We start from the raw sequence: 22,228 nt of genomic DNA on the forward strand, positions 1-22,228 counted from the left end.
CCTTATCGGGGTGAGGCAGAACTTATGGAGACAACGACCATCCCGGACGCCGGGGTGATTATCGTGGCGGCAGGCCGGGGGACGCGCATGGGGACGAAGGAGAGCAAGCAGTTTCTCTCGCTTCGGGACAAGCCGATTATCGTTCACACGCTGGAGGTCTTCGACCGCCATCCTTTGATTCGCGAAATGGTGCTGGTGACCGGGGAGCAGGATGTGGAACGGTGCCGAGCCTGGATCGACGAGTACGGCATAACGAAAAAGGTAAAAGTCATACCGGGCGGGGCGGAACGTCAGCATTCGGTATACCGGGGATTGCGGGAAATCGGCACGCCCTGGGTACTGGTGCATGACGGCGTCCGCCCTTTTGTCACGAGCGGGCAGGTGACCTCCTGCTATGAGGCGGCCGTCCGGCACGGGGCGGCGATTTTGGCCGTATCGGTGAAGGACACGATCAAGCAGGTTGATGCGCGGGGACAGGTTACGGGCACGCCGGATCGTACGAGCTTGTGGGCCGTACAGACGCCCCAGGCTTTCCGGCGGTCGGACCTGCTGCGGGCGCATGAGGATGCGGAAGCCGACGGGTTCATCGGGACGGACGATGCGATGTTGATCGAACGGCTCGGCCTTCCCGTGTTCGTTGCGGAGGGCAGCTATCGCAATATCAAAATCACCACGCCGGAAGATCTGGATGTGGCGGAAATTTTCATCAAACGACAAGAAATCCAGGGGAGAGATAATTCATGATCGCGGTTGGACAAGGATTTGATGTGCATCAGTTGGTAGAGGGCAGGCCCTGCATCATCGGCGGCGTCACCATCCCGTACGAGAAAGGACTGCTCGGCCATTCGGACGCCGACGTGCTGCTGCATGCGGTGAGCGACGCTATTCTGGGGGCGCTCGCGCTGGGCGATATCGGCCGGCATTTCCCGGACACGGACCCGGCCTTTAAGGACGCCGACAGCCTTGTGCTGCTGCGCCGCGTATGGGACATGGCCGGCGAGCGCGGATACCGGCTCGGCAATCTCGACGCGACCATCATCGCGCAGGCGCCTAAAATGGCGCCGCACATTCCGCGGATGGTGGAAATTATCGCGGAAGCGCTGGGAGCGGACGCACGGCGGGTCAATGTGAAGGCGACGACGACCGAGCATCTCGGATTTGCCGGGCGCGGCGAGGGGATTGCGGCGCAATGTATTGTATGCCTGGTCTCCGATGTGCTATCATCATAGGATTGTAAGGGTATCTCTGATGCCGGAAGAAGGATAAATACGGGAGGGGATTGCAATGACGGAGGTTCGCGTGCGTTATGCGCCGAGTCCTACGGGGCATTTACATATCGGCAATGCCAGAACGGCGTTGTTTAATTACTTGTTTGCCAGACATCACGGAGGCAAATTCATCATCCGTATCGAGGATACGGACGTAAAGCGGAATATCGCCGGCGGGGAAGAGAGCCAGTTGACCTATTTGAAATGGCTCGGCATCGACTGGGATGAGAGCGTGGACGTCGGCGGGGAGTACGGGCCGTACCGCCAGACGGAACGCCTGGAGATTTACCGCAAATACTGGCAGGATCTGCTCGACCGCGGTCTGGCCTATCGTTGTTACTGTACGGAAGAAGAGCTGGAACAAGAGCGCGAGGAGCAGATCGCCCGCGGCGAAACGCCGCGTTATTCCGGGAAGCACCGGGATTTGACGCCGGAGCAATGCGCCGCTTTCGAGGCGGAGGGCCGGGTGCCGAGCATCCGTTTCCGCGTTCCGGAAGGCCGCACTTACACGTTCGATGATTTGGTCAAAGGACCGATCACCTTCGAATCGGATATCAGCGGCGACTTCGTTATCGTCAAAAAAGACGGCATCCCGACTTATAATTTCGCGGTGGCGCTCGATGACCATTTGATGAAAATCACGCATGTGCTCCGGGGGGAAGACCATGTCTCGAACACCCCGCGCCAGCTGATGATTTACGAGGCTTTCGGCTGGGAGCCGCCGCGGTTCGGGCACATGACCCTGATCGTCGGGGAGAACCATAAGAAACTGAGCAAACGCGACGAATCGGTGATCCAGTTTATCGAGCAATACGATAAGCTGGGCTATTTGCCGGAAGCGATGTTTAACTTTATCGCGCTGCTGGGCTGGTCGCCGGAAGGGGAAGAGGAAATCTTCTCCCGTGAAGAGCTGATTTCGATCTTTGACGCGAATCGCCTGTCGCGCAGCCCGGCGGTCTTCGACAAGCATAAGCTGGCTCACCTCAACAATCATTACATCAAAAACGCCGATCCGGAACGGGTGGCCGCTCTGGCCATTCCGCACCTTCAGTCGGCGTCCCGCCTGCCGGCGGAATTGACGCCGGAGCAGGAAACCTGGGCGAAGGCGCTCGTCGCCCTGTACCAGGAGCAGATGACGGCGGCTTCGGACATCGTGGAGCTGTCGGATCTCTTCTTCCGCACCCATCTGGAGATGGATGCGGAGGCCGCCGCCGTACTGGCGGAGCCGCAAGTGCCGGAAGTCATGAACGCTTTCCTGGGCAAGGTGGAGGCTTCCTCCGCCGCCGAGTTCAAGCCTGAGCAAATCGCCGCCTGGATCAAGGAAGTACAGAAAGAAACCGGCGCCAAGGGCAAAGGGCTCTTTATGCCGATCCGCGTGGCCTTGACCGGACAAACGCATGGCCGCGATTTGAATCAGACGATTTATTTGCTCGGCCGCGACCGCGTCATCGACCGGTTAAAAGCGCAAATCCGCGGGGCGTAGCATGAAATCTTTATTGTCAGTTTTACAGGCAATCATGTAAGATAAGGACAAAGGCAGAGATCGGGAGAAGTACGCATCGCGTACGTATTGGCCAGAGAGGATAACCGGAAGCCGCGCTTAAGGCGCGGCCGAGGCTGAGAGTTATCCCAATACGCGCGGCGGAAATGCACCCGTGAGCCGCAGCGTCGAGCGCGCCATTATTGGGGCGGGTAGAGGCTGACGTATCGTCCGCGTTAAGGGCGAGAGTGAGGGATAGAACCCGGGAATCCGCGTTCGGCATGCCGGACGAAGCGACAGACCGCGGGAAGACGCCGGCATATTGTCGGCGGAACCAAGCCACGCGGGCAGATCTGCGGCATATTTCAAGCCGCTCGATCCAAGCGGGGGCTCCGGTCAAACCGTCTATCCGAAGCAGAGTGGAACCACGCACATAAGCCGGCGTCTCTGCAGCGAAAGCTGCAGGGGCGCTTTTTTGTCGAAGAAAACCCCCAGTTTGACTGGGGGTTCAGGAAAGCTTATAGCTATGAGTAAAAATCCCTTGACCTTTATGATAAAATGATAGCCGGTCTGCCAACCGCATCATGAAATCAAGGAGGACAAGGGAAATGGATAAGAGCAGTCTAGCACATACACGCTGGAACTGCAAATACCATATCGTATTTGCGCCAAAGTACAGACGACAAGTGATCTATGGGAAATTAAAAAGAGAAATCGGAAAAATCATTCGAGAGCTATGTGAGAGAAAAGGTGTGGAGATTCATGAGGCGGAGGCATGCCCAGACCATATTCACATGCTGGTAAGTATCCCTCCTAAGTTAAGTGTGTCGGAATTTATGGGATACTTGAAGGGAAAAAGTTCGCTGATGATCTTCGATAAGTTTGCGAATCTAAAGTATCGGTACGGAAATCGACAGTTTTGGTGTAGAGGATACTTTGTGGATACGGTAGGACGTAACAGGAAAGTGATCGCCGAATACATTCGGAATCAGCTAACAGAAGATAAGAACTACGAACAACTCACGATGAAAGAACTGTTCGACCCGTTTACGGGTGAGTCGGTAGGAAAGGGCAAGTAAAAAAGCCCCTTTAAGGGGCATGCCCGAGACCGCTCGCGGTTGGCAGACTTTCAGTGCGCCTTCTTAGGCGCTTGCTAGTACCATGCCCTTATAGGGCTGATGGAAGCCACCGGCTAAGCCGGTGGTTATGACTTGTAGGCGGCAAATTCCAGGAATCCGGCTTTTGCCGGGGATGACCGGGATGACCGAGATGACCGAGGGCCGGGCTGAGTACCGGGATAACGGATTCAGGCAAATACCGGGAGGAATCCGTGCGAATAGAGACAAGGGGTAAGACCGGCCCGGCGCGTACGACGGGCCGCGGGGGAAATTTGCAGGCGTCGGCGACGCCGCCCCTTAGCAGAGTAGGAGCCAGGGCAGGGCGGCGAGCTTCGATAGCCAGCCAGCTTCCGTCGGAAGCCAGTCAGGTGAATAAGGGTCTTTTAAGGCGCTATTTTGTCGAATTTGGCTTTTCGGTGTGAAATAGAGGTCATTTGGGGCCTTATTTTAGAGAAAGTCGGGCAAAAACCGGATTTTTGAGCTCACGCCAGAGAAATAAGGCCGTTTTTGACCGCTATTATGCCCGTGGAGCCGAATCGGGCCCAAATAACGGCCCAAAAGACCGCTAATGCGGCCGAGGAGTTTCCTCAACTTACCGGGGTGGGGGTTAGCGTTACACGGACCAGGAAAAGACGTAAGCAGAAAGAGGGGGAACGCTTATGTTTAAAAGAATGAAATCCGATATCCAGGCGGTATTCGAAAACGATCCCGCGGCCAGAAGCTGGTTTGAGGTGGTGTTCACCTACTCCGGCCTGCACGCCATCTGGAGCCACCGGATCGCTCACGCCTTGTACCGCAGGCGGTGGTTTACGCTGGCTCGCATCGTTTCCCAGGTCAGCCGGTTTTTCACGGGTATCGAAATTCACCCTGGTGCCCAAATCGGGAACAGGCTGTTCATCGACCACGGCATGGGTGTGGTCATCGGGGAGACCTGTGAAATCGGCGATGATGTGGTGATTTATCAGGGGGTTACGCTGGGCGGGAGCGGCAAAGAGAAAGGCAAGCGCCATCCGACCATCGGCAACAACGTCGTGATCGGGTCCGGAGCGAAGATACTGGGCTCGTTTAAGGTGGGAGATCAGAGCAATATCGGAGCCAATTCGGTCGTTTTGAAGGAAGTCCCCGCCGACAGCACGGTCGTCGGCATCCCGGGCAAAGTGGTCCGGCAGGGCGGTAAACGTCTGGACCGCCTCAGCCACCAGCTTCCGGATCCGGTCGTCGATGCGCTGCGCTCGCTTCAATTGGAGATCGAACGGCTCCAGAGTGAAGTGGAGCGCCTGCGGGGAGAACGGCAGGGTGAGCACAGCGGGATCTATGGGACGAAGGAGATGCATAAGGAGCCGGAGCAACAAGAGCAACCAGAGCAACAAGAGAAGCAAGAGAAGCCGGAAGAAGCGCTGGAGAGAAAACGCTAGTCTTGAATTCAGCTCGGGCGGCCGACAGAACGGCGGTGCCAGCAGGGAATCCAGGGTATAATAACTATAACCATAGGAACTTAATGCGGAAAGGAATCGTGATTATGGCGCTGCAAATCTATAACACGCTGACGCGAATGAAGGAGAATTTCGTCCCGCGGGAACCGGGAAAGGCCAGCATGTATGTGTGCGGCCCGACCGTATACGGGTATATCCATATCGGTAACGCGCGGCCGGTGATTTTTTTCGACGTCGTTCGCAGCTATTTGGAAAATCAAAACTATGAGGTCAATTACGTGGTCAATTTCACGGATGTGGATGACAAATTGATCCGAAAAGCCGAAGAAATGAAATTGACCGTACCTGAGGTCGCCTCGCTGTTTATCGATGCCTACTATGAAGATCTGGAGGGGCTCGGCATTCCCAAAGCGACGGCCAACCCGCGGGTTACGGAGAACATGGATCTGATCATCGCGTTTATCCGGGAGCTGGAAAGCAAAGGCTATGCTTATGAAAGCGGCGGGGACGTCTTTTTCCGGACCAAAAAATTCGACGGATACGGCAAGCTCTCGGGCCAAAACATCGAGGAATTGCAGTTCGGCATCCGCATCGAAGTGGACGAACGCAAAGAAAATCCGGAGGACTTCGTACTTTGGAAAGCCGCGAAACCGGGGGAAATTCATTGGGACAGCCCTTGGGGCAAAGGACGGCCGGGATGGCATATCGAATGCTCGGCGATGGCGCGCCACCATTTGGGGGAGACGATGGATATCCACGGCGGCGGACAGGACCTGCAGTTCCCGCATCATGAATGCGAGGTGGCCCAATCGGAGGCGTTGACCGGCAAGCCTCTGGCCAGCTATTGGATGCATAACGGCTACGTTAACATCGGCGGGGAAAAAATGTCGAAGTCGCTCGGCAACGGCGTTCTGGTCAAGGACCTCCGCGGGCGCTACAAACGCGAAGCGATCCGTTACTTCATGCTGTCGAACCACTACCGCAATCCGCTGAACTTCTCGGATGAAGCGATGCTGCAAGCCGAGCGGAGCGTGGAGCGGATCGAAAACGCCCTGAACAACTTGCGCTACCGGATGAAAGAGTCCGCAGACGCGCAGGACGGCGGTGCAGCGACTCCGGAATGGGAGAAGAAGCTGCGCGAAATCTGGCTGACGTTCCACGCCAAGATGCAGGACGACTTCAATACGCCGGACGCCATTACGGCGGTGTTTGAATGGGTGAGCGAGGTCAACGCCTTGCTGCAGCGACAGGAGGTGTCCCGCGCCGATCTGGAGGCGGCGCACAAGCTGTTCGCGGAGATGAACGGCGTGCTGCGCATCGCCGGGGAAGCGGAGCAGGAGCTGCTCGACGAGGACATCGATGCGCTGATCGCGGAGCGGGCGGAAGCGCGGAAGAACAAAAATTGGGCCCGGGCCGACGAAATCCGCGATCTGCTGAACGAGCAGGGCATCCTGCTCGAGGATACGCCGCAGGGCATGAGATGGCGGCGCAAATGACGGGCCCGGGACCAACCGGCGGCGAGCCGGAGCGGTCCGCCGCCGCAGGCCCCGGCGCCCCGGCGGATGCGCAGCCGGCCGCGCCCGAACCGGCGGCGCTCTGGTTCCCGGAGCCGCCGGCTAAGCCGGCCCGGCTGCTGCCGCCGCTCGCGCTGGCTTATATCGGCGACGCCGTCTATGAGGTCGCCGTCCGCCAGCATGTGATGGCCCGGCCGAATCTCCGGCCTCACCACCTGCACGGGCAGTCGACCAAATACGTCTCCGCCAAGGCCCAGGCCAAGCTGCTGGCCCTGCTGGAGCCGCAGCTGACCGAGGAGGAAAGGGACGTTGTCCGGCAGGGCCGCAACGCCAAATCCGGCACCGTTCCCAAAAACGCGAACGTGCAGGATTACCGGCACGCGACCGCCTTGGAATGCCTGGTCGGATATCTGTACTACACGGGAGCGCATGACCGCATGCGGGATTTGCTTGCACAGGGCTTTGCCAAGCTGGAGCAGGATCGAACTTGAGCGGGTTAACATATTTTTTGCACAGGAGGATACGGTTATGGAGGATCAGGAATGGATCGCCGGCAAGCATTCGCTGCTTGAAGCGCTGAGGGCGGGACGAACAATCAACAAAATTTGGGTGGCCGAGGGTGCCCAGAAGCATTTGACCCAGCCGATTCTGGCCGAAGCCAAAAACCGCGGCATCGTGGTTCAGTTTGTGGACAAGCGGAAGCTGGACCAAATGGCGCCGGGCATGCAGCATCAGGGCGTAGTGGCCCAAGCGGCCCCTTATGCCTATGTCGAGGTGGAGGAGCTGCTGGCTAAGGCCGCCGAGCGGGAGGAGCCACCGTTTTTGCTGATTTTGGACGAAATCGAGGATCCGCATAATTTGGGCTCGATTTTGCGGACGGCGGAATGCACCGGGGTGCATGGCGTTATTATCCCTAAACGGCGTTCGGCTGCCGTGACGGCCACCGTCTCCAAAACCTCCGCCGGGGCCGTTGAATACGTCCCGGTTGCGAGGGTGACCAATCTGGTTCAGACGATGGAGCAGTTGAAAGAGGCGGGGGTCTGGATCGTCGGCACCGACGTTGCGGCCAAGGAAGAAATCTATGGCGGCGGCGATATTTTGTCAGGCTCGGTAGCGGTGGTCATCGGGAACGAAAACCAGGGGATGGGCCGGCTGGTTCGTGAAAATTGCGATGTGCTGCTGAAACTTCCGATGAACGGAAAGCTGAATTCCCTGAACGCCTCGGTCGCCGCGGGCGTTGTGATGTATGAAGTGCTGCGCAGACGCCGGGCGCAGGGATAAACACTTATGCGCGATATGCGCGACGTTCTTCTGGTGGACGGGTACAACATGATCGGCGGGTGGCCCGAGTTGGCCGCTTTGTCCAAAAACGATTTGGAGGAGGCCAGGAATCGCCTGCTGGCGAGGCTCGCCGATTATCAAGCCTTTTCGGGGAGAAAGGTGATTGTGGTATTTGACGCCTACCGGGTACCCGGCCTCGGAAAATCGTTCGCTCAATACAAAATCGATATCTATTACACCAAAGAGAAAGAGACGGCGGACGAATGCATTGAGCGGCTGGTGGGCGAACTTTGGCACCGCCGCAGGCAAATTTATGTGGCTACGAGCGATATGGTGGAGCAGCACGTGATTTTTGGACAAGGAGCTCTGCGGATTTCGGCAAGGGAATTGTTGACGCAAGTCGAACAAAGCGAGAAAGAGATTCAGACGAAATTGACGGAACGCAGCAGTAATACCGCCCGCAATACGCTGGACGGAAAGCTAAGCCCGGAGATGCGCCAGATGTTCGAGAGATGGCGAAGGGAATAGGCGAGAATTCTGTCGGATTCCTCCTAAATGCCCTTGACAAAGTTCGACTTTACATCTTTTGGTACTTTTTTTGTTGACGCTCATATGCGGCATCATATATACTGTTCGTATTACTTGACTGAGTGACGGGGCACCGTGCGTTGCAGCCGGAGGGATTTGTGGTGAGTGTCAACCTCGAGACATGGGTTAGATCCGACTATGAGGTTTTAAATGACGAAGACATTGTCGAAGCCGTGCGTAACGGTGACAGTGAAGCTCTGGAGTACTTGATCAACAAGTACCGCAGTTTTGTGCGGGCCAAAGCTAGATCTTATTTCCTGATTGGGGCTGACCGCGAGGATATTATCCAGGAAGGCATGATCGGTCTTTACAAATCGATCCGGGATTTTCGGGGAGACAAGCTGGCTTCGTTCAAGGCATTCGCCGAGATTTGCATCACGCGGCAGATTATTACCGCGATCAAGACGGCGACGAGGCAGAAGCATATTCCGTTAAATTCCTATGTTTCTTTGGACAAGCCGATTTACGACGAAGATTCCGATCGTACGCTGCTGGATGTGATCTGCGGTTCCCGGGTTTGCGACCCCGAAGAGCTGATCATCAACCAGGAGGAATTTACCGGCCTTGAAGACAAGATGTCCGAGATCCTAAGCGATCTCGAACGCAAGGTTTTGATGCTCTATTTGGATGGCCGCTCTTATCAGGAGATTGCGGTAGATCTGAAGCGGCACGTCAAATCCATCGATAATGCGCTGCAGCGGGTTAAGAGAAAGCTGGAACGTTATCTGGAAGTGCGTGACGGAGGAATTTGAAATTTTGGTTTCTCTATTATTCCACGGAAACAAGGGACGAGGGCTTGCGGTCGTCCTTTTTTGCTATTCCGGGAACTCTTCCATATGCGGCGGGAAGGAAGTTTATCCTTCGAGAAGTTGAGCAATACTAGAACAAGTACGCATTCGATTCCAGCACTTTCCTGGCGACCCATTTTTGACTCGGATCCCTCGGTAAATTACCTCAATTTAACGACGCGAGAAGCTTGTTTGGCTCGTTGACACGGGTATTGGCATGTGATAAAGTGTTTTAGGTAGGCCTAAATTTGCGTTTTTTTGAATTTCAGGTCAATTCATGAGACTTTCTCATAAAAGAAATGTCTTCGGGAGGTGCACATCATGCGGGTAATTATTACGTTGGCTTGTACGAATTGCAAACAAAGAAACTACACGACAACGAAAAACAAGCGTAACCACCCCGACCGCATGGAGATGAAGAAATTTTGCAAGTTTTGTAACGAGCAAGTTCCTCATCGCGAAACCAGATAGTCTTTGGAGGTGTAGTCGCGGATGAAACGAAGTTTCAAGTCGTTGTTCTCTTTTTTCTCTGAAAGCTGGGCTGAGCTTAAAAAGGTTCGCTGGCCTAATCGTAAAGAGCTGACCAATTATACGCTGATTGTGCTGGGTACAATTGTGGCTGTCGCGATTTATTTTTGGGTTCTTGATATCGGCATCTCTGCTGTGATCGAAGCGATAATTTAAGAAGGGTCCTTAGGTGGCTTGATATGGAGAAAAGATGGTATGTAGTTCATACCTATTCCGGGTATGAGAACAAAGTCAAAGCCAATTTGGAGAAGCGTGTCGAGTCCATGGGCATGGAAGACAAGATATTTCGCGTTCTTGTTCCGATGGAAGAAGAAGTGGTAAACAAAGACGGCAAGAAGAAAACCGTCATGCGTAAAGTTTACCCGGGATATGTCTTGGTCGAGATGATCCAAACCGACGATTCTTGGTATGTTGTCCGCAACACGCCGGGCGTCACTGGATTTGTCGGCTCTACGGGATCGGGATCCAAACCTACGCCTCTGCTCCCTGAAGAAGTGGAACAGATTTTGCAGCATATGGGCATGGAAGAACCGAAGCCGGTTATCGAGTTCGATCTGAAAGAATCCGTACGCATCAAGGTTGGTCCGTTTGCCAATTTTGTCGGGTCGATTGAAGAAATTCTGGTCGACAAAAGCAAGCTTAAGGTTCACGTCAACATGTTTGGACGAGAAACCCCGCTTGAGCTGGACTACACTCAAGTGGAAAAGATATAGGTTTCTTAGGGTTTCTAAGTGGGAGGAGCCAAGCTCCGTCTACCACCATTAGGGCAAGGAGGTGTTTTACATGGCGAAAAAGGTTATCAAAGTGGTAAAACTGCAAATTCCTGCAGGGAAAGCGAATCCTGCGCCTCCGGTAGGTCCGGCATTGGGTCAAGCGGGTGTCAATATCATGGCATTCTGTAAAGAATTCAACGCTCGTACTGCCGATCAAGCAGGTTTGATCATTCCGGTTGAACTTTCGGTGTTTGAAGACCGTTCTTTTACTTTCATCACCAAAACTCCTCCGGCAGCCGTTCTGCTTCGCGTTGCCGCGAAGATCGAGAAAGGTTCCGGCGAACCGAACAAGAAGAAAGTGGCTACCGTGAAGCGCGACGTCGTTCGTCAAATCGCGGAGCAAAAAATGCCTGACCTGAACGCGGCTTCCGTTGAATCGGCGATGCGTATGGTTGAAGGTACGGCCCGCAGCATGGGCATCACGATCCAAGACTAATTCTTGGGCGTGTACAAGCGATGGAGTTGCATGACAGCTAAGAATGACTAGACATTAAGCAACTGAAGTTGCCTTTGATTCACAAGCTAGCCTTAGGGTAACTGGTGAATCAAAGACCAGTGGGAGGATATTCCGCTAATACCACAAAGGAGGAACAATTTCATGGCTAAACACGGTAAGAAATACCTGGAAGCCGCTAAGCTGATTGACAGCGAAGCGACATATGAGCCTTCTGAAGCCGTTGAACTGGTGAAGAAGGCAGCGACTGCGAAATTCGACGAAACCGTTGAAGCTGCAGTTCGTTTGGGTGTTGACCCTCGTAAACAAGACCAAGCCGTTCGTGGTGTCGTTGTCCTGCCTCATGGCACGGGTAAGACGCAACGCGTTCTGGTATTCGCCAAAGGCGAAAAAGCTAAGGAAGCGGAAGCTGCCGGTGCTGATTACGTCGGCGATCAAGATATGATCAACAAAATCCAACAAGGCTGGTTCGAGTTCGATGTCTGCGTAGCGACTCCGGACATGATGAGCGAAGTTGGTAAACTGGGTCGTCTGCTCGGTGGTAAAGGCCTCATGCCTAACCCTAAAGCAGGTACGGTTACGTTTGACGTAGCCAAGGCCGTTCAAGAAATCAAAGCGGGTAAAATCGAGTATCGTCTGGATAAAGCAGGTCAAATCCATGCGCCGATCGGTAAAGTTTCCTTCACTGCGGAGCAGTTGAACGAGAACTTGAAAGCTCTGATCGACGCGTTGAACCGGGCTAAACCGGCTGCCGCCAAAGGCGTATACTTGAAGAATATCGCCATTTCTTCGACGATGGGCCCTAGCGCTCGCGTGAATACAGCCGTTTACAGATAATACCGCCGTCTTTGACGGAGAAAGAGATTGACTTGAGGTTGATCTCCTGGTAAACTAAACGAGTTGTTTCCACAGCGAAGTATTAAATTTGAATATGCTTACCGTAGACAGTAGGTGCCGAAGAGGCTTAATTTCCTACCGAGGTGTTGTGATAGAATATCAGTGTACTGCAGGTTTTCTGTGGTTGATGATTCATCAGGCCTTCGTGATTCTACGGAGGCTTTTTTCATGGACATGAAGAGAGCCGAGTAAATCTATCAGGAGGTGTACAGGTTGGCAAACGCAAAAGTGATTCAAGCAAAACAAGAAGCCGTTGATGTCGTAACTGCGAAATTGCGCGAAAGCGCGACGACTGTAGTAGCGGACTATCGCGGTCTGAACGTTGCACAAGTTACGGAATTGCGCAAACAGCTTCGTGAAGCTGGCGTCGAATTCCAAGTGCTGAAGAACACGCTCGTTCGTCGTGCTACGGCGGCTGCTGAACTGACTGAGCTGGACGAAGTATTGACCGGTCCTACGGCAATCGCGTTCAGTGCGGAAGATGCGGTAGCACCAGCTAAAATTCTGAGCGATTTCGCGAAGAAGAACGATGCGTTGAAAGTGAAAGGTGGCGTGGTTGAAGGTCGCGTTGTAGGCGTGGACCAAATCAAAGCGCTGGCGGATCTTCCTTCCCGCGAAGGTCTCCTTTCGATGCTCCTCAGCGTGCTTCAAGCTCCGGTTCGCAACTTTGCTTTGGCTGTCAAAGCCGTTGCAGAGAAAGAAGAAGGCAGCGCAAGCGCGTAAGACTTTCTTCAAACCAGTCATTTAAAAACAATCAAATTCAAATAATGGAGGTTCTACCATGAGTAAAGAACAAATCTTGGAAGCAATTAAAGGCATGACCGTTCTTGAACTGAACGATCTGGTTAAAGCAATTGAAGAAGAATTCGGCGTAACTGCTGCGGCTCCTGTAGTTGTAGCTGGTGGCGGCGGTGGCGCAGCCGAAGCGGCTGAGCAAACTGAGTTCGATGTAATTCTGACTAACGCTGGCGCATCCAAAATTAACGTTATCAAAGTGGTTCGCGAAATCACTGGCCTCGGCTTGAAAGAAGCCAAAGACCTGGTTGACAACGCACCAAAACCGCTGAAAGAAAAAGTAGGCAAAGAAGAAGCCGATTCCGTAAAAGCAAAATTGGAAGAAGCAGGCGCAACTGTAGAAGTGAAGTAATTCCCTTCCGGCAAAAAGCAAACCCCTTGAATATGATTCAAGGGGTTTCTTTTAACCTTGGGTTATGAATGGGAGTATGCGTTTTTGGGCCTGGTGCTCTTTTGCTCGCGGACCCGATGGTAAGATAGATTGGCAAGGGAACCCCAGTCCCAAAAGCACTTTAATAGCCTTTAACGGAGGTAGTTCTGGAACGATGCCTGATCACTATTACACGAATGAACCAACTGCGGCGCATGATCGAAAAACGTGGGAGACTACGCTGCGCGGACAATCCTTCCGGTTTACGAGCGACGCGGGCGTTTTCGCCAAAGGCGGCGTTGATTTCGGAAGCCGCACATTGATCGAAGCGATGGATATTCCGAAAGAGGCCCAAGTGCTGGATGTCGGTTGCGGTTACGGACCGATCGGGCTTGCGGCGGCTAGACTGGCGAGTCAGGGGCATGTCACGATGATCGACGTCAACGGCAGGGCTGTGGAATTGGCTAGGGAGAATGCCGCGGCGAACCGGATTTCCAACGTTACCGTCCTGCAAAGCGATTTGTTTGCGGCGCTGGGCGATCGGGAATTCGATGTGGTATTGACCAATCCGCCGATCCGGGCAGGTAAAGAAACGGTTCATGCCATTTTTGAAGGAGCCCATGCAAGATTGAAAAGCGGTGGAGCGTTGTGGATCGTGATTCAGAAAAAGCAGGGGGCGCCGTCGGCCAAGCAGAAGCTTGAGACATTGTTCAGTCAGGTGGAGGAAGTTACGAAGGATAAAGGGTACCGCATCTATAAGGCTGTAAAATAGAGTTTGACTTGCGTGGTCCGTTGTGTTATTATTATAAAATGTCAGTATTAGGATGCCCTCTGTGGCTTTACTTAACCAAAAAGTCATGTTTTGCACAGGCGATGTATAAAATCACATCGCTTAACGTATAATATGTACATTTTGGGTAAATCTACTGAATACGGGGACATCAGGCTGGAAATGACACGGATAATGATGCTCTTTTTTCGAAAGCATTCGATAAGGGCTTTTCTTTATTTGTGGATGAATTCGTATGGTCCTATTATAAGGGCACAAACACGGGTTCGCAATAAAATTTTTAAGTGAGTAGACATGAGGGGTGAGTATAAGTTGGCAGGACATCTTGTTCAATATGGTCGACGCACTCGGCGAAGTTATGCACGAATTAACGAGGTACTCGAAGTTCCGAACCTGATCGAAATCCAACAGAAATCCTATGATTGGTTCTTGGAAGAAGGCCTTCGGGAGATGTTCCAGGATATTTCGCCGATTCAGGATTTCACCGGAAATCTGGTGTTGGAATTTATCGATTACAGTCTCGGGGAACCGAAGTATACGGTAGACGACGCGAAGGAACGCGATGTAACGTATGCTGCGCCGCTTCGGGTAAAAGTCCGGCTCATTAATAAAGAAACCGGCGAAGTCAAAGAGCAGGAAGTTTTCATGGGGGATTTCCCGCTGATGACGGAAACCGGCACCTTCATTATTAATGGTGCGGAACGGGTTATTGTCAGCCAGTTGGTTCGCTCTCCTAGCGTCTATTTCAGCACTAAAGTAGATAAGAACGGTAAGAAGACCTATACCGCTACTGTGATTCCGAACCGTGGCGCATGGCTGGAATTGGAGACGGACGCGAAGGACATCATTTACGTCCGGATCGACCGTACCCGTAAAATTCCTGTGACCGTGCTGCTTCGCGCGCTCGGTTTCGGCACGGATGCCGAGATTCTGGATCTCCTCGGTAACGATGAATATATTCGTAATACGCTTGATAAGGATAACACGGATTCGACGGAGAAAGCCCTCATCGAGATTTACGAGCGTCTTCGTCCGGGCGAACCGCCGACACTTGAAAATGCCAAGAGCTTGCTGGTAGCCCGTTTCTTTGATCCGAAGCGCTACGATCTGGCCAATGTCGGCCGCTATAAAATCAATAAGAAGCTGCACATCAAGAACCGTCTGTTCAACCAACGCCTGGCGGAAAGTTTGATCGACACGAATACCGGTGAAATTATCGCCGAAGCCGGTCAAATGGTGGATCGTCGTCTGCTGGATCAAATTCTTCCGCACCTGGAGAATTCGGTAGGGTTTAAGAACTACCATGTTGCCGGCGGCGTTCTTGATGCCAATGATGTGCCGCTGCAAACGATCGACGTCTTCTCGCCGATCGAGGACGGCAAAGTGGTGAAGGTGATCGCGAACCGCAACATCGATAAATCGGTGAAACATATTACACCTGCGGATATCATCTCGTCGATCAGCTACTTCCTGAACCTGCTTCACGGCATCGGCAGCACGGACGATATCGACCACTTGGGCAACCGCAGACTGCGTTCCGTAGGCGAATTGCTGCAGAACCAGTTCCGCATCGGGTTGTCCCGGATGGAGCGCGTCGTGCGCGAGAGAATGTCGATTCAGGACGCCAATGTGATCACGCCCCAGGCTTTGATCAACATTCGTCCCGTTATCGCTTCGATCAAAGAGTTCTTCGGCAGCTCCCAGCTGTCCCAGTTCATGGACCAGACGAACCCGCTTGCCGAACTTACGCATAAGCGCCGTCTCTCCGCGCTCGGTCCTGGGGGTCTGACCCGGGAACGCGCCGGCTTTGAAGTGCGTGACGTTCACCATTCGCACTACGGCCGGATGTGTCCGATCGAGACGCCGGAAGGTCCGAACATCGGTTTGATCAACTCCTTGTCGACGTTCGCGCGGATCAACGAATACGGCTTTATCGAAGCGCCTTATCGTTGGGTCGATCCGAACACCGGTAAAGTCACCGATCAAATCGCGTACCTGACTGCGGACGAGGAAGATAACTACATCATCGCCCAGGCGAACGCGGTTCTCAATGAGGACAATACGTTCCGCGACGCGAACGTTATCGTTCGTTACAATAAGCAGTCTGACAACATTCTGACGATGCCGAGCGATCGCGTCGACTACATGGACGTATCGCCGAAGCAGGTGGTATCCGTCGCTACCGCGCTGATTCCGTTCCTTGAGAACGATGACTCCAACCGCGCGCTGATGGGTTCCAACATGCAACGTCAGGCTGTTCCTTTGCTGATTCCTAAGGCTCCGCTCGTCGGAACCGGGATGGAACACAAGGCCGCTAAAGACTCCGGTGTATGTATCGTTTCGAAGTACGACGGGGTTATTGAGCGGTCGGCCGCCAACGAAATCTGGCTTCGCCGGATCGAGACGGTGGATGGCAAAGAAGTGAAGGGCGATCTTGTTAAGTATAAATTACACAAATTTATGCGTTCGAACCAAGGAACATGCATCAACCAGCGTCCGATCGTCAAACGCGGCGACATCGTCAAGAAGGGCGATATCCTCGCGGACGGGCCGTCCACGGAAATGGGCGAATTGGCGCTTGGCCGCAACGTGGTCGTTGCGTTCATGACTTGGGAAGGCTATAACTACGAGGATGCGATCCTCCTTAGCGAGAAGCTCGTGAAAGAGGACGTTTATACTTCGATTCATATCGAGGAATACGAATCCGAAGCCCGCGATACGAAGCTCGGGCCTGAGGAAATCACCCGCGATATTCCGAACGTCGGGGAAGAAGCGCTTCGCAATCTTGACGAGCGCGGCATCATCCGGGTCGGTGCGGAAATCGGCGCAGGCGACATCCTTGTCGGCAAGGTAACGCCGAAGGGCGTTACCGAGTTGACCGCGGAAGAGCGTCTCCTTCATGCGATCTTCGGGGAGAAGGCCCGCGAAGTGCGCGATACTTCGCTGCGCGTGCCTCACGGTACGGACGGGATCGTCGTGGACGTGAAGGTCTTTACCCGGGAGAACGGCGACGAATTGCCGCCGGGCGTAAATCAGCTCGTTCGGGTATATATTGCCCAGAAACGTAAGATTTCCGAAGGCGACAAGATGGCCGGACGTCACGGTAATAAAGGGGTCGTAGCCCGGATTTTGCCGGAAGAAGATATGCCGTTTATGCCGGACGGCACGCCTGTTCAAGTCGTCCTGAACCCGCTGGGCGTTCCTTCGCGGATGAACATCGGTCAGGTGCTGGAAATTCACCTGGGTATGGCCGCGCTGAAGCTCGGTATCCATGTGGCCACGCCGGTATTCGACGGCGCGAACGAGTACGACGTGTTCGATACGATGGAAGAGGCCGGTATGCAGCGCAACGGCAAGACCATCCTGTACGACGGCCGTACCGGAGAACAGTTTGAACGTGAAGTAACCGTCGGCGTCATGCACATGATCAAGCTGGCGCACATGGTTGACGATAAAATTCACGCCCGCTCCACGGGTCCTTACTCGCTCGTTACGCAGCAGCCTCTCGGCGGTAAAGCCCAGTTCGGCGGACAGCGTTTCGGGGAAATGGAAGTGTGGGCGCTGGAAGCTTACGGCGCCGCTTATACGCTGCAAGAGATTTTGACCGTCAAGTCGGACGATGTGGTCGGCCGGGTGAAAACCTACGAATCCATCGTTAAAGGCGAGAACGTGCCAGAACCTGGTGTGCCGGAGTCGTTTAAAGTCTTGATCAAAGAGCTTCAAAGCTTGGGGATGGATGTGAAGATCCTCACCGAGAACGAAGAGGAGATCGAGATGAAGGAAATCGACGACGAAGACGATGCGTCCGGGGACAAACTGAGTCTGAACCTGGAAGGCGCGGAAGTCGGAGTGGAATAAGCATCCCTGGGGCGGCGGCCGGTCCGCCGCCCGGAGATGATTGATAGCCGGAAAATGTCAATATCAGGACTTGGTTAAGGAGGGATGCTCCTTGTTGGACGTCAACAACTTCGAGTATATGAAAATCGGGCTCGCTTCCCCAGATAAAATTCGTTCTTGGTCCCGCGGAGAAGTGAAGAAACCGGAAACGATCAACTACCGTACGCTGAAACCGGAAAAGGAAGGGCTGTTTTGCGAGAAAATCTTCGGTCCGACCAAAGACTGGGAATGTCATTGCGGTAAATATAAACGCGTTCGTTACAAAGGCGTTGTCTGCGACCGCTGCGGCGTCGAAGTAACGAGAGCCAAAGTGCGCCGCGAACGGATGGGACATATCGAGCTGGCCGCGCCGGTTTCCCACATTTGGTATTTCAAAGGGATTCCGAGCCGGATGGGCCTGGCGCTCGACATGTCGCCGCGTTCGCTGGAAGAGATTATTTATTTTGCATCTTATGTAGTTACGGATCCGGGAGAAACCCCGCTGGAGAAAAAGCAGCTTCTGTCCGAGAAGGAATACCGCAGCTACCGCGAGAAGTACGGCTATGGGTTCCAGGCCGGGATGGGCGCCGAAGCGGTGAAGAAGCTGCTTCAGGACCTCGACATCGACAAAGAGCTGGAATTCTTGAAGGAAGAGCTGCGCACGGCCCAAGGCCAACGCCGTAACCGTGCGATCAAGCGCCTGGAAGTCATCGAGGCGTTCAAGAGCTCCGGCAACGAACCGGAATGGATGATTCTCGACGTGCTCCCGGTTATTCCGCCAGAGCTTCGTCCGATGGTACAGCTGGACGGCGGCCGTTTTGCGACGTCCGATTTGAACGACTTGTACCGCCGCGTCATCAACCGGAACAACCGTCTGAAACGCCTACTCGATCTGGGCGCGCCGGACATCATCGTACAAAACGAAAAACGGATGCTTCAGGAAGCCGTTGACGCCCTGATCGACAACGGCCGCCGCGGACGTCCGGTTACCGGGCCGGGGAACCGCCCGTTGAAATCGCTCAGCCACATGCTGAAGGGGAAACAAGGCCGCTTCCGGCAAAACCTGCTCGGGAAACGGGTCGACTATTCCGGTCGTTCCGTAATCGTCGTAGGCCCATACCTCAAGATGTACCAATGCGGCTTGCCGAAGGAAATGGCGCTTGAACTGTTCAAGCCGTTTGTGATGAAGGAGCTCGTAAACAAAGGTCTGGCTCACAACATCAAGAGCGCGAAGCGGAAAGTGGAGCGCGTTAGCCCGGAAGTATGGGATGTCCTTGAAGAAGTCATTAAGGAACACCCGGTTCTGCTGAACCGTGCCCCTACGCTCCACAGACTGGGGATCCAGGCGTTCGAGCCGATCCTCGTGGAAGGCCGCGCAATCCGGCTTCACCCGCTCGTATGTACGGCTTACAACGCCGACTTTGACGGTGACCAAATGGCCGTGCACGTACCGTTGTCCGCGGAAGCTCAAGCCGAAGCCCGCATCCTGATGCTGGCGTCCGGAAACATCCTGAACCCGAAAGACGGCAAGCCGGTCGTTACGCCTTCGCAGGATATGGTCCTCGGATCCTATTACCTGACGATGGACAACAAGGAAGCCAAAGGTTCCGGCATGATTCTCGGTTCGGTCAACGAGGCTTACTCCGCTTATCAACGCGGTACGGCCGCATTGCATGCCCGCGTGGCGATTCCGGTCAAAGCGCTCGGCAAGACCAGTTTTACAGAGAAACAGCAAGATGCTCTGCTTATCACGACGGTAGGGAAGATCATCTTCAACGATATTTTTCCGGCAAGCTTCCCGTACATCAATGAGCCTTCCAGAGCAAACCTGTTCCAAGGCACACCGGAAGATTATTTCATCTATGAAAAAGGCGCCGATATCACCGAGCGGATCCTTGGGGCAAAACAAGCGGGCGGCGTAGGTAAAGAGTATCTCGGCGAGATCATCGGCCGTTGCTTTGAGATTTACCATACGACGGAAACCTCGATTATTCTTGACCGGATCAAGCAAACTGGGTTTACCTACTCGACCCGCGCGGGCGTAAGTATCGCCGTATCCGACGTTATCGTTCCGGATGAGAAGCAGGCGATTCTGAAGGAATCCGACGATAAGGTACAAGTGATTACGACGCAATACCGCCGCGGTCTGATCACGAACGAAGAACGTTATGACCGCGTTATCGATATCTGGTCCAAAGCGAAGGATCAAATTACCGATGTTCTCATGAAATCGATGGACCGTTACAACTCCATCATGCTCATGGTGGATTCCAAGGCCCGGGGTAACAAATCGCAGATCACCCAGTTAGGCGGTATGCGGGGTCTGATGGCCAACCCGTCGGGTCGGATCATCGAACTCCCGATCAAATCGAACTTCCGCGAAGGCCTGACGGTCCTCGAGTACTTCCTTTCGACGCACGGTGCGCGGAAGGGTCTGGCGGATACCGCTCTCCGGACCGCCGACTCCGGTTACCTGACCCGTCGTCTGGTCGACGTGGCCCAGGACGTCATCGTCCGCGAGGAAGATTGCGGTACGGACAAAGGCTTCATGGTCGGCGTTATTCAGGACGGCAAAGAGGTCATCGAAGGCCTGTATGACCGGATTGAAGGACGTTACTCGTTTGAAACCGTCAAGCATCCGCAAACGGGGGAGATTATCGTTCACCGCAACGAATTGATCGATTCCGACAAGGCGCATGAAATCGTCAACGCCGGCGTCGAGAAGCTGCAGATCCGTTCCGTGCTGAGCTGCCGCGCCCGCCATGGCGTATGTAAGAAATGCTACGGCCGCAACCTGGCGACTGGCAAGCACGTTGAAATCGGGGAAGCGGTCGGCATTATCGCCGCGCAATCGATCGGTGAACCGGGAACCCAGCTCACCATGCGTACGTTCCATACCGGGGGCGTTGCCGGCGACGATATCACCCAAGGTTTGCCGCGGATTCAGGAGCTCTTTGAAGCCCGGAACCCGAAAGGTCAAGCCACGATCAGTGAAATCGACGGCGTCATTAAGGAAATCCGCGAGGCCAAAGACCGTCGGGAGATCGAGGTTCAAGGCGAAGCGGAAACGAAAGTGTACTCCGTTACCTACGGTTCCCGTCTGCGCGTAAGCGAAGGACAGGAAATCGAAGCGGGCGACGAGCTCACCGACGGTTCCATCGACCCGAAAGAAATTTTGCGCATCAAGGGGATCCGCGGCGTGCAGAACTATATCCTTCAGGAAGTTCAGCGCGTTTACCGGAACCAGGGCGTAGAAATCAACGACAAGCACATCGAAGTCATGGTAAGACAAATGCTGCGCAAGATCCGCATCGTCGATGCGGGAGATACGCCGCTCTTGCCGGGTTCGTTTGTGGACTTGCACGAATATGAAGTGGCGAACAAGGATGCGATTCTCTCCGGCAAAGAGCCGGCGGTAGCCAAACCGGTCCTGCTCGGGATCACCAAGGCATCGCTTGAAACGGATTCCTTCCTGTCCGCCGCATCCTTCCAGGAGACGACTCGCGTACTTACCGATGCCGCGATCAAGGGCAAAGTGGATAAACTCCTCGGCCTGAAAGAAAACGTCATTATCGGTAAATTGATCCCTGCCGGTACGGGCATGAACCGTTACCGCAGCGTTCAATTCGAAGAGCCGGAAGGCGAAGATACGGCGGAAGAAAGTCTGGAGCCTGTATCTGTAGAGTAGTGAGGTTTCGGCAGCAGCGGCTGTGCTACGGGGAATCCCGCTAGCAGCGGATCGCTGCTGCTCTCTTTTTACTGTCCAGCATGAACTGAATCGGCCGCTCAAAAATTTTATTTTCCGCTTCAAAAACAATGGCTTGACATCGTCTATCCGGGATGCTAATATATCAAAGTGCGTGAGTACGGATATCCCTGTTTCTTTGGAGGACGTAGATATGTCTAATGATAAAGGTTTACAGGACGCTCATGTCAAAATCGGCACCAAGCAAACCATGCGAATGGTGGAATTGGGACGAGCCGACGAGGTTTATGTAGCTGAAGATGCAGATCCGCGCCTTACCTCGAAGATCATTGCCCTATGCAACCAACGCTCCGTTAAGGTGACGATGGTGGATACGATGGTTAATCTCGGCAAAGCTTGCGGGATTGATGTCGGAGCGGCAATGGCTGCGATCGTAAGACAATAGTTGATAGGAATGTTTTTGTTGAAGGGAAGCTTTCGGCAAAAACTTTTCATTTGTTCTTTTATGAACCGCCTGGGTCTGTGGGCTTAAAAAGGGTTTGTAAGAAGCTTGTAAAATTTGAGGAAGG

General features: G+C 53.9%; 21 protein-coding genes and 1 other annotated feature. All 21 genes read left to right on the forward strand.

The window, feature by feature from the left end:
- Positions 1 to 24 precede the first annotated feature (24 nt).
- Entirely contained in the window at positions 25 to 744 is a 720-nt protein-coding gene (gene ispD, locus FRY98_RS27965; protein WP_148458009.1) for a 2-C-methyl-D-erythritol 4-phosphate cytidylyltransferase, read from the forward strand.
- Positions 741 to 1,229, forward strand: a complete 489-nt coding sequence (gene ispF, locus FRY98_RS27970) for a 2-C-methyl-D-erythritol 2,4-cyclodiphosphate synthase (RefSeq protein ID WP_148458010.1) — start codon at positions 741 to 743, stop codon at positions 1,227 to 1,229. Before ispD ends, ispF begins: the two co-directional genes overlap by 4 nt.
- Positions 1,230 to 1,284: 55 nt before the next feature.
- Positions 1,285 to 2,751, forward strand: a complete 1,467-nt coding sequence (gltX, locus tag FRY98_RS27975; protein WP_148458011.1) for a glutamate--tRNA ligase — start codon at positions 1,285 to 1,287, stop codon at positions 2,749 to 2,751.
- A gap of 605 nt (positions 2,752 to 3,356) precedes the next feature.
- A complete protein-coding gene (gene tnpA, locus FRY98_RS27980) occupies positions 3,357 to 3,827 on the forward strand; it encodes an IS200/IS605 family transposase (RefSeq protein WP_148458012.1) in 471 nt (156 codons plus the stop codon).
- Positions 3,828 to 4,525: 698 nt separating this feature from the next.
- Positions 4,526 to 5,281 carry a serine O-acetyltransferase gene (cysE, locus tag FRY98_RS27985; protein ID WP_148458013.1) on the forward strand — a complete coding sequence of 252 codons (756 nt, stop codon included), beginning with the start codon at positions 4,526 to 4,528 and terminating at the stop codon, positions 5,279 to 5,281.
- A gap of 104 nt (positions 5,282 to 5,385) precedes the next feature.
- Complete coding sequence (gene cysS / locus FRY98_RS27990; protein ID WP_148458014.1) at positions 5,386 to 6,795, forward strand: cysteine--tRNA ligase; 1,410 nt, start codon at positions 5,386 to 5,388, stop codon at positions 6,793 to 6,795.
- Positions 6,780 to 7,304 (forward strand): Mini-ribonuclease 3, encoded by a 525-nt coding sequence (locus FRY98_RS27995; RefSeq protein WP_249043550.1) that lies wholly within the window; start codon positions 6,780 to 6,782, stop codon positions 7,302 to 7,304. Before cysS ends, FRY98_RS27995 begins: the two co-directional genes overlap by 16 nt.
- 37 nt (positions 7,305 to 7,341) lie before the next feature.
- Positions 7,342 to 8,094, forward strand: a complete 753-nt coding sequence (gene rlmB, locus FRY98_RS28000; RefSeq protein ID WP_148458015.1) for a 23S rRNA (guanosine(2251)-2'-O)-methyltransferase RlmB — start codon at positions 7,342 to 7,344, stop codon at positions 8,092 to 8,094.
- A 6-nt stretch (positions 8,095 to 8,100) separates the two neighbouring features.
- The gene (locus FRY98_RS28005; RefSeq protein ID WP_148458016.1) at positions 8,101 to 8,622 is read left to right on the forward strand and encodes an NYN domain-containing protein; all 522 of its coding nucleotides are present in this window, start codon (positions 8,101 to 8,103) and stop codon (positions 8,620 to 8,622) included.
- Positions 8,623 to 8,780: 158 nt separating this feature from the next.
- Entirely contained in the window at positions 8,781 to 9,434 is a 654-nt protein-coding gene (gene sigH, locus FRY98_RS28010; RefSeq protein ID WP_373317771.1) for an RNA polymerase sporulation sigma factor SigH, read from the forward strand.
- A gap of 357 nt (positions 9,435 to 9,791) precedes the next feature.
- Positions 9,792 to 9,941, forward strand: a complete 150-nt coding sequence (rpmG, locus tag FRY98_RS28015) for a 50S ribosomal protein L33 (RefSeq protein WP_071784256.1) — start codon at positions 9,792 to 9,794, stop codon at positions 9,939 to 9,941.
- Positions 9,942 to 9,962: 21 nt separating this feature from the next.
- Positions 9,963 to 10,154 carry a preprotein translocase subunit SecE gene (gene secE, locus FRY98_RS28020; protein ID WP_148458018.1) on the forward strand — a complete coding sequence of 64 codons (192 nt, stop codon included), beginning with the start codon at positions 9,963 to 9,965 and terminating at the stop codon, positions 10,152 to 10,154.
- A gap of 23 nt (positions 10,155 to 10,177) precedes the next feature.
- The gene (nusG, locus tag FRY98_RS28025; protein ID WP_044482538.1) at positions 10,178 to 10,711 is read left to right on the forward strand and encodes a transcription termination/antitermination protein NusG; all 534 of its coding nucleotides are present in this window, start codon (positions 10,178 to 10,180) and stop codon (positions 10,709 to 10,711) included.
- Between the two features lie 70 nt (positions 10,712 to 10,781).
- Complete coding sequence (gene rplK, locus FRY98_RS28030) at positions 10,782 to 11,207, forward strand: 50S ribosomal protein L11 (protein ID WP_148458019.1); 426 nt, start codon at positions 10,782 to 10,784, stop codon at positions 11,205 to 11,207.
- A 162-nt stretch (positions 11,208 to 11,369) separates the two neighbouring features.
- Positions 11,370 to 12,062: a 50S ribosomal protein L1 gene (gene rplA, locus FRY98_RS28035; protein WP_148458020.1), complete on the forward strand. Its 693-nt coding sequence runs from the start codon at positions 11,370 to 11,372 to the stop codon at positions 12,060 to 12,062.
- 83 nt (positions 12,063 to 12,145) lie between these two features.
- Positions 12,146 to 12,298: a sequence feature (ribosomal protein L10 leader region), on the forward strand.
- A gap of 37 nt (positions 12,299 to 12,335) precedes the next feature.
- Complete coding sequence (rplJ, locus tag FRY98_RS28040) at positions 12,336 to 12,845, forward strand: 50S ribosomal protein L10 (protein ID WP_148458021.1); 510 nt, start codon at positions 12,336 to 12,338, stop codon at positions 12,843 to 12,845.
- 58 nt (positions 12,846 to 12,903) lie between these two features.
- Positions 12,904 to 13,269, forward strand: coding sequence for a 50S ribosomal protein L7/L12 (gene rplL, locus FRY98_RS28045; RefSeq protein ID WP_148458022.1), 366 nt, complete (start codon positions 12,904 to 12,906; stop codon positions 13,267 to 13,269).
- 193 nt (positions 13,270 to 13,462) lie between these two features.
- Complete coding sequence (locus FRY98_RS28050) at positions 13,463 to 14,059, forward strand: class I SAM-dependent methyltransferase (RefSeq protein WP_148458023.1); 597 nt, start codon at positions 13,463 to 13,465, stop codon at positions 14,057 to 14,059.
- A gap of 330 nt (positions 14,060 to 14,389) precedes the next feature.
- A complete protein-coding gene (gene rpoB / locus FRY98_RS28055; RefSeq protein WP_148458024.1) occupies positions 14,390 to 17,935 on the forward strand; it encodes a DNA-directed RNA polymerase subunit beta in 3,546 nt (1,181 codons plus the stop codon).
- A 91-nt stretch (positions 17,936 to 18,026) separates the two neighbouring features.
- Complete coding sequence (gene rpoC / locus FRY98_RS28060) at positions 18,027 to 21,641, forward strand: DNA-directed RNA polymerase subunit beta' (protein WP_148458025.1); 3,615 nt, start codon at positions 18,027 to 18,029, stop codon at positions 21,639 to 21,641.
- Between the two features lie 211 nt (positions 21,642 to 21,852).
- On the forward strand, positions 21,853 to 22,104 hold the full coding sequence (locus FRY98_RS28065; RefSeq protein ID WP_148458026.1) for a ribosomal L7Ae/L30e/S12e/Gadd45 family protein: 252 nt from the start codon (positions 21,853 to 21,855) through the stop codon (positions 22,102 to 22,104).
- Positions 22,105 to 22,228 lie beyond the last annotated feature (124 nt).

It is taken from the genome of Paenibacillus faecis (assembly GCF_008084145.1).
In the GTDB taxonomy this organism is placed as follows: Bacteria; Bacillota; Bacilli; order Paenibacillales; family Paenibacillaceae; genus Fontibacillus; species Fontibacillus faecis.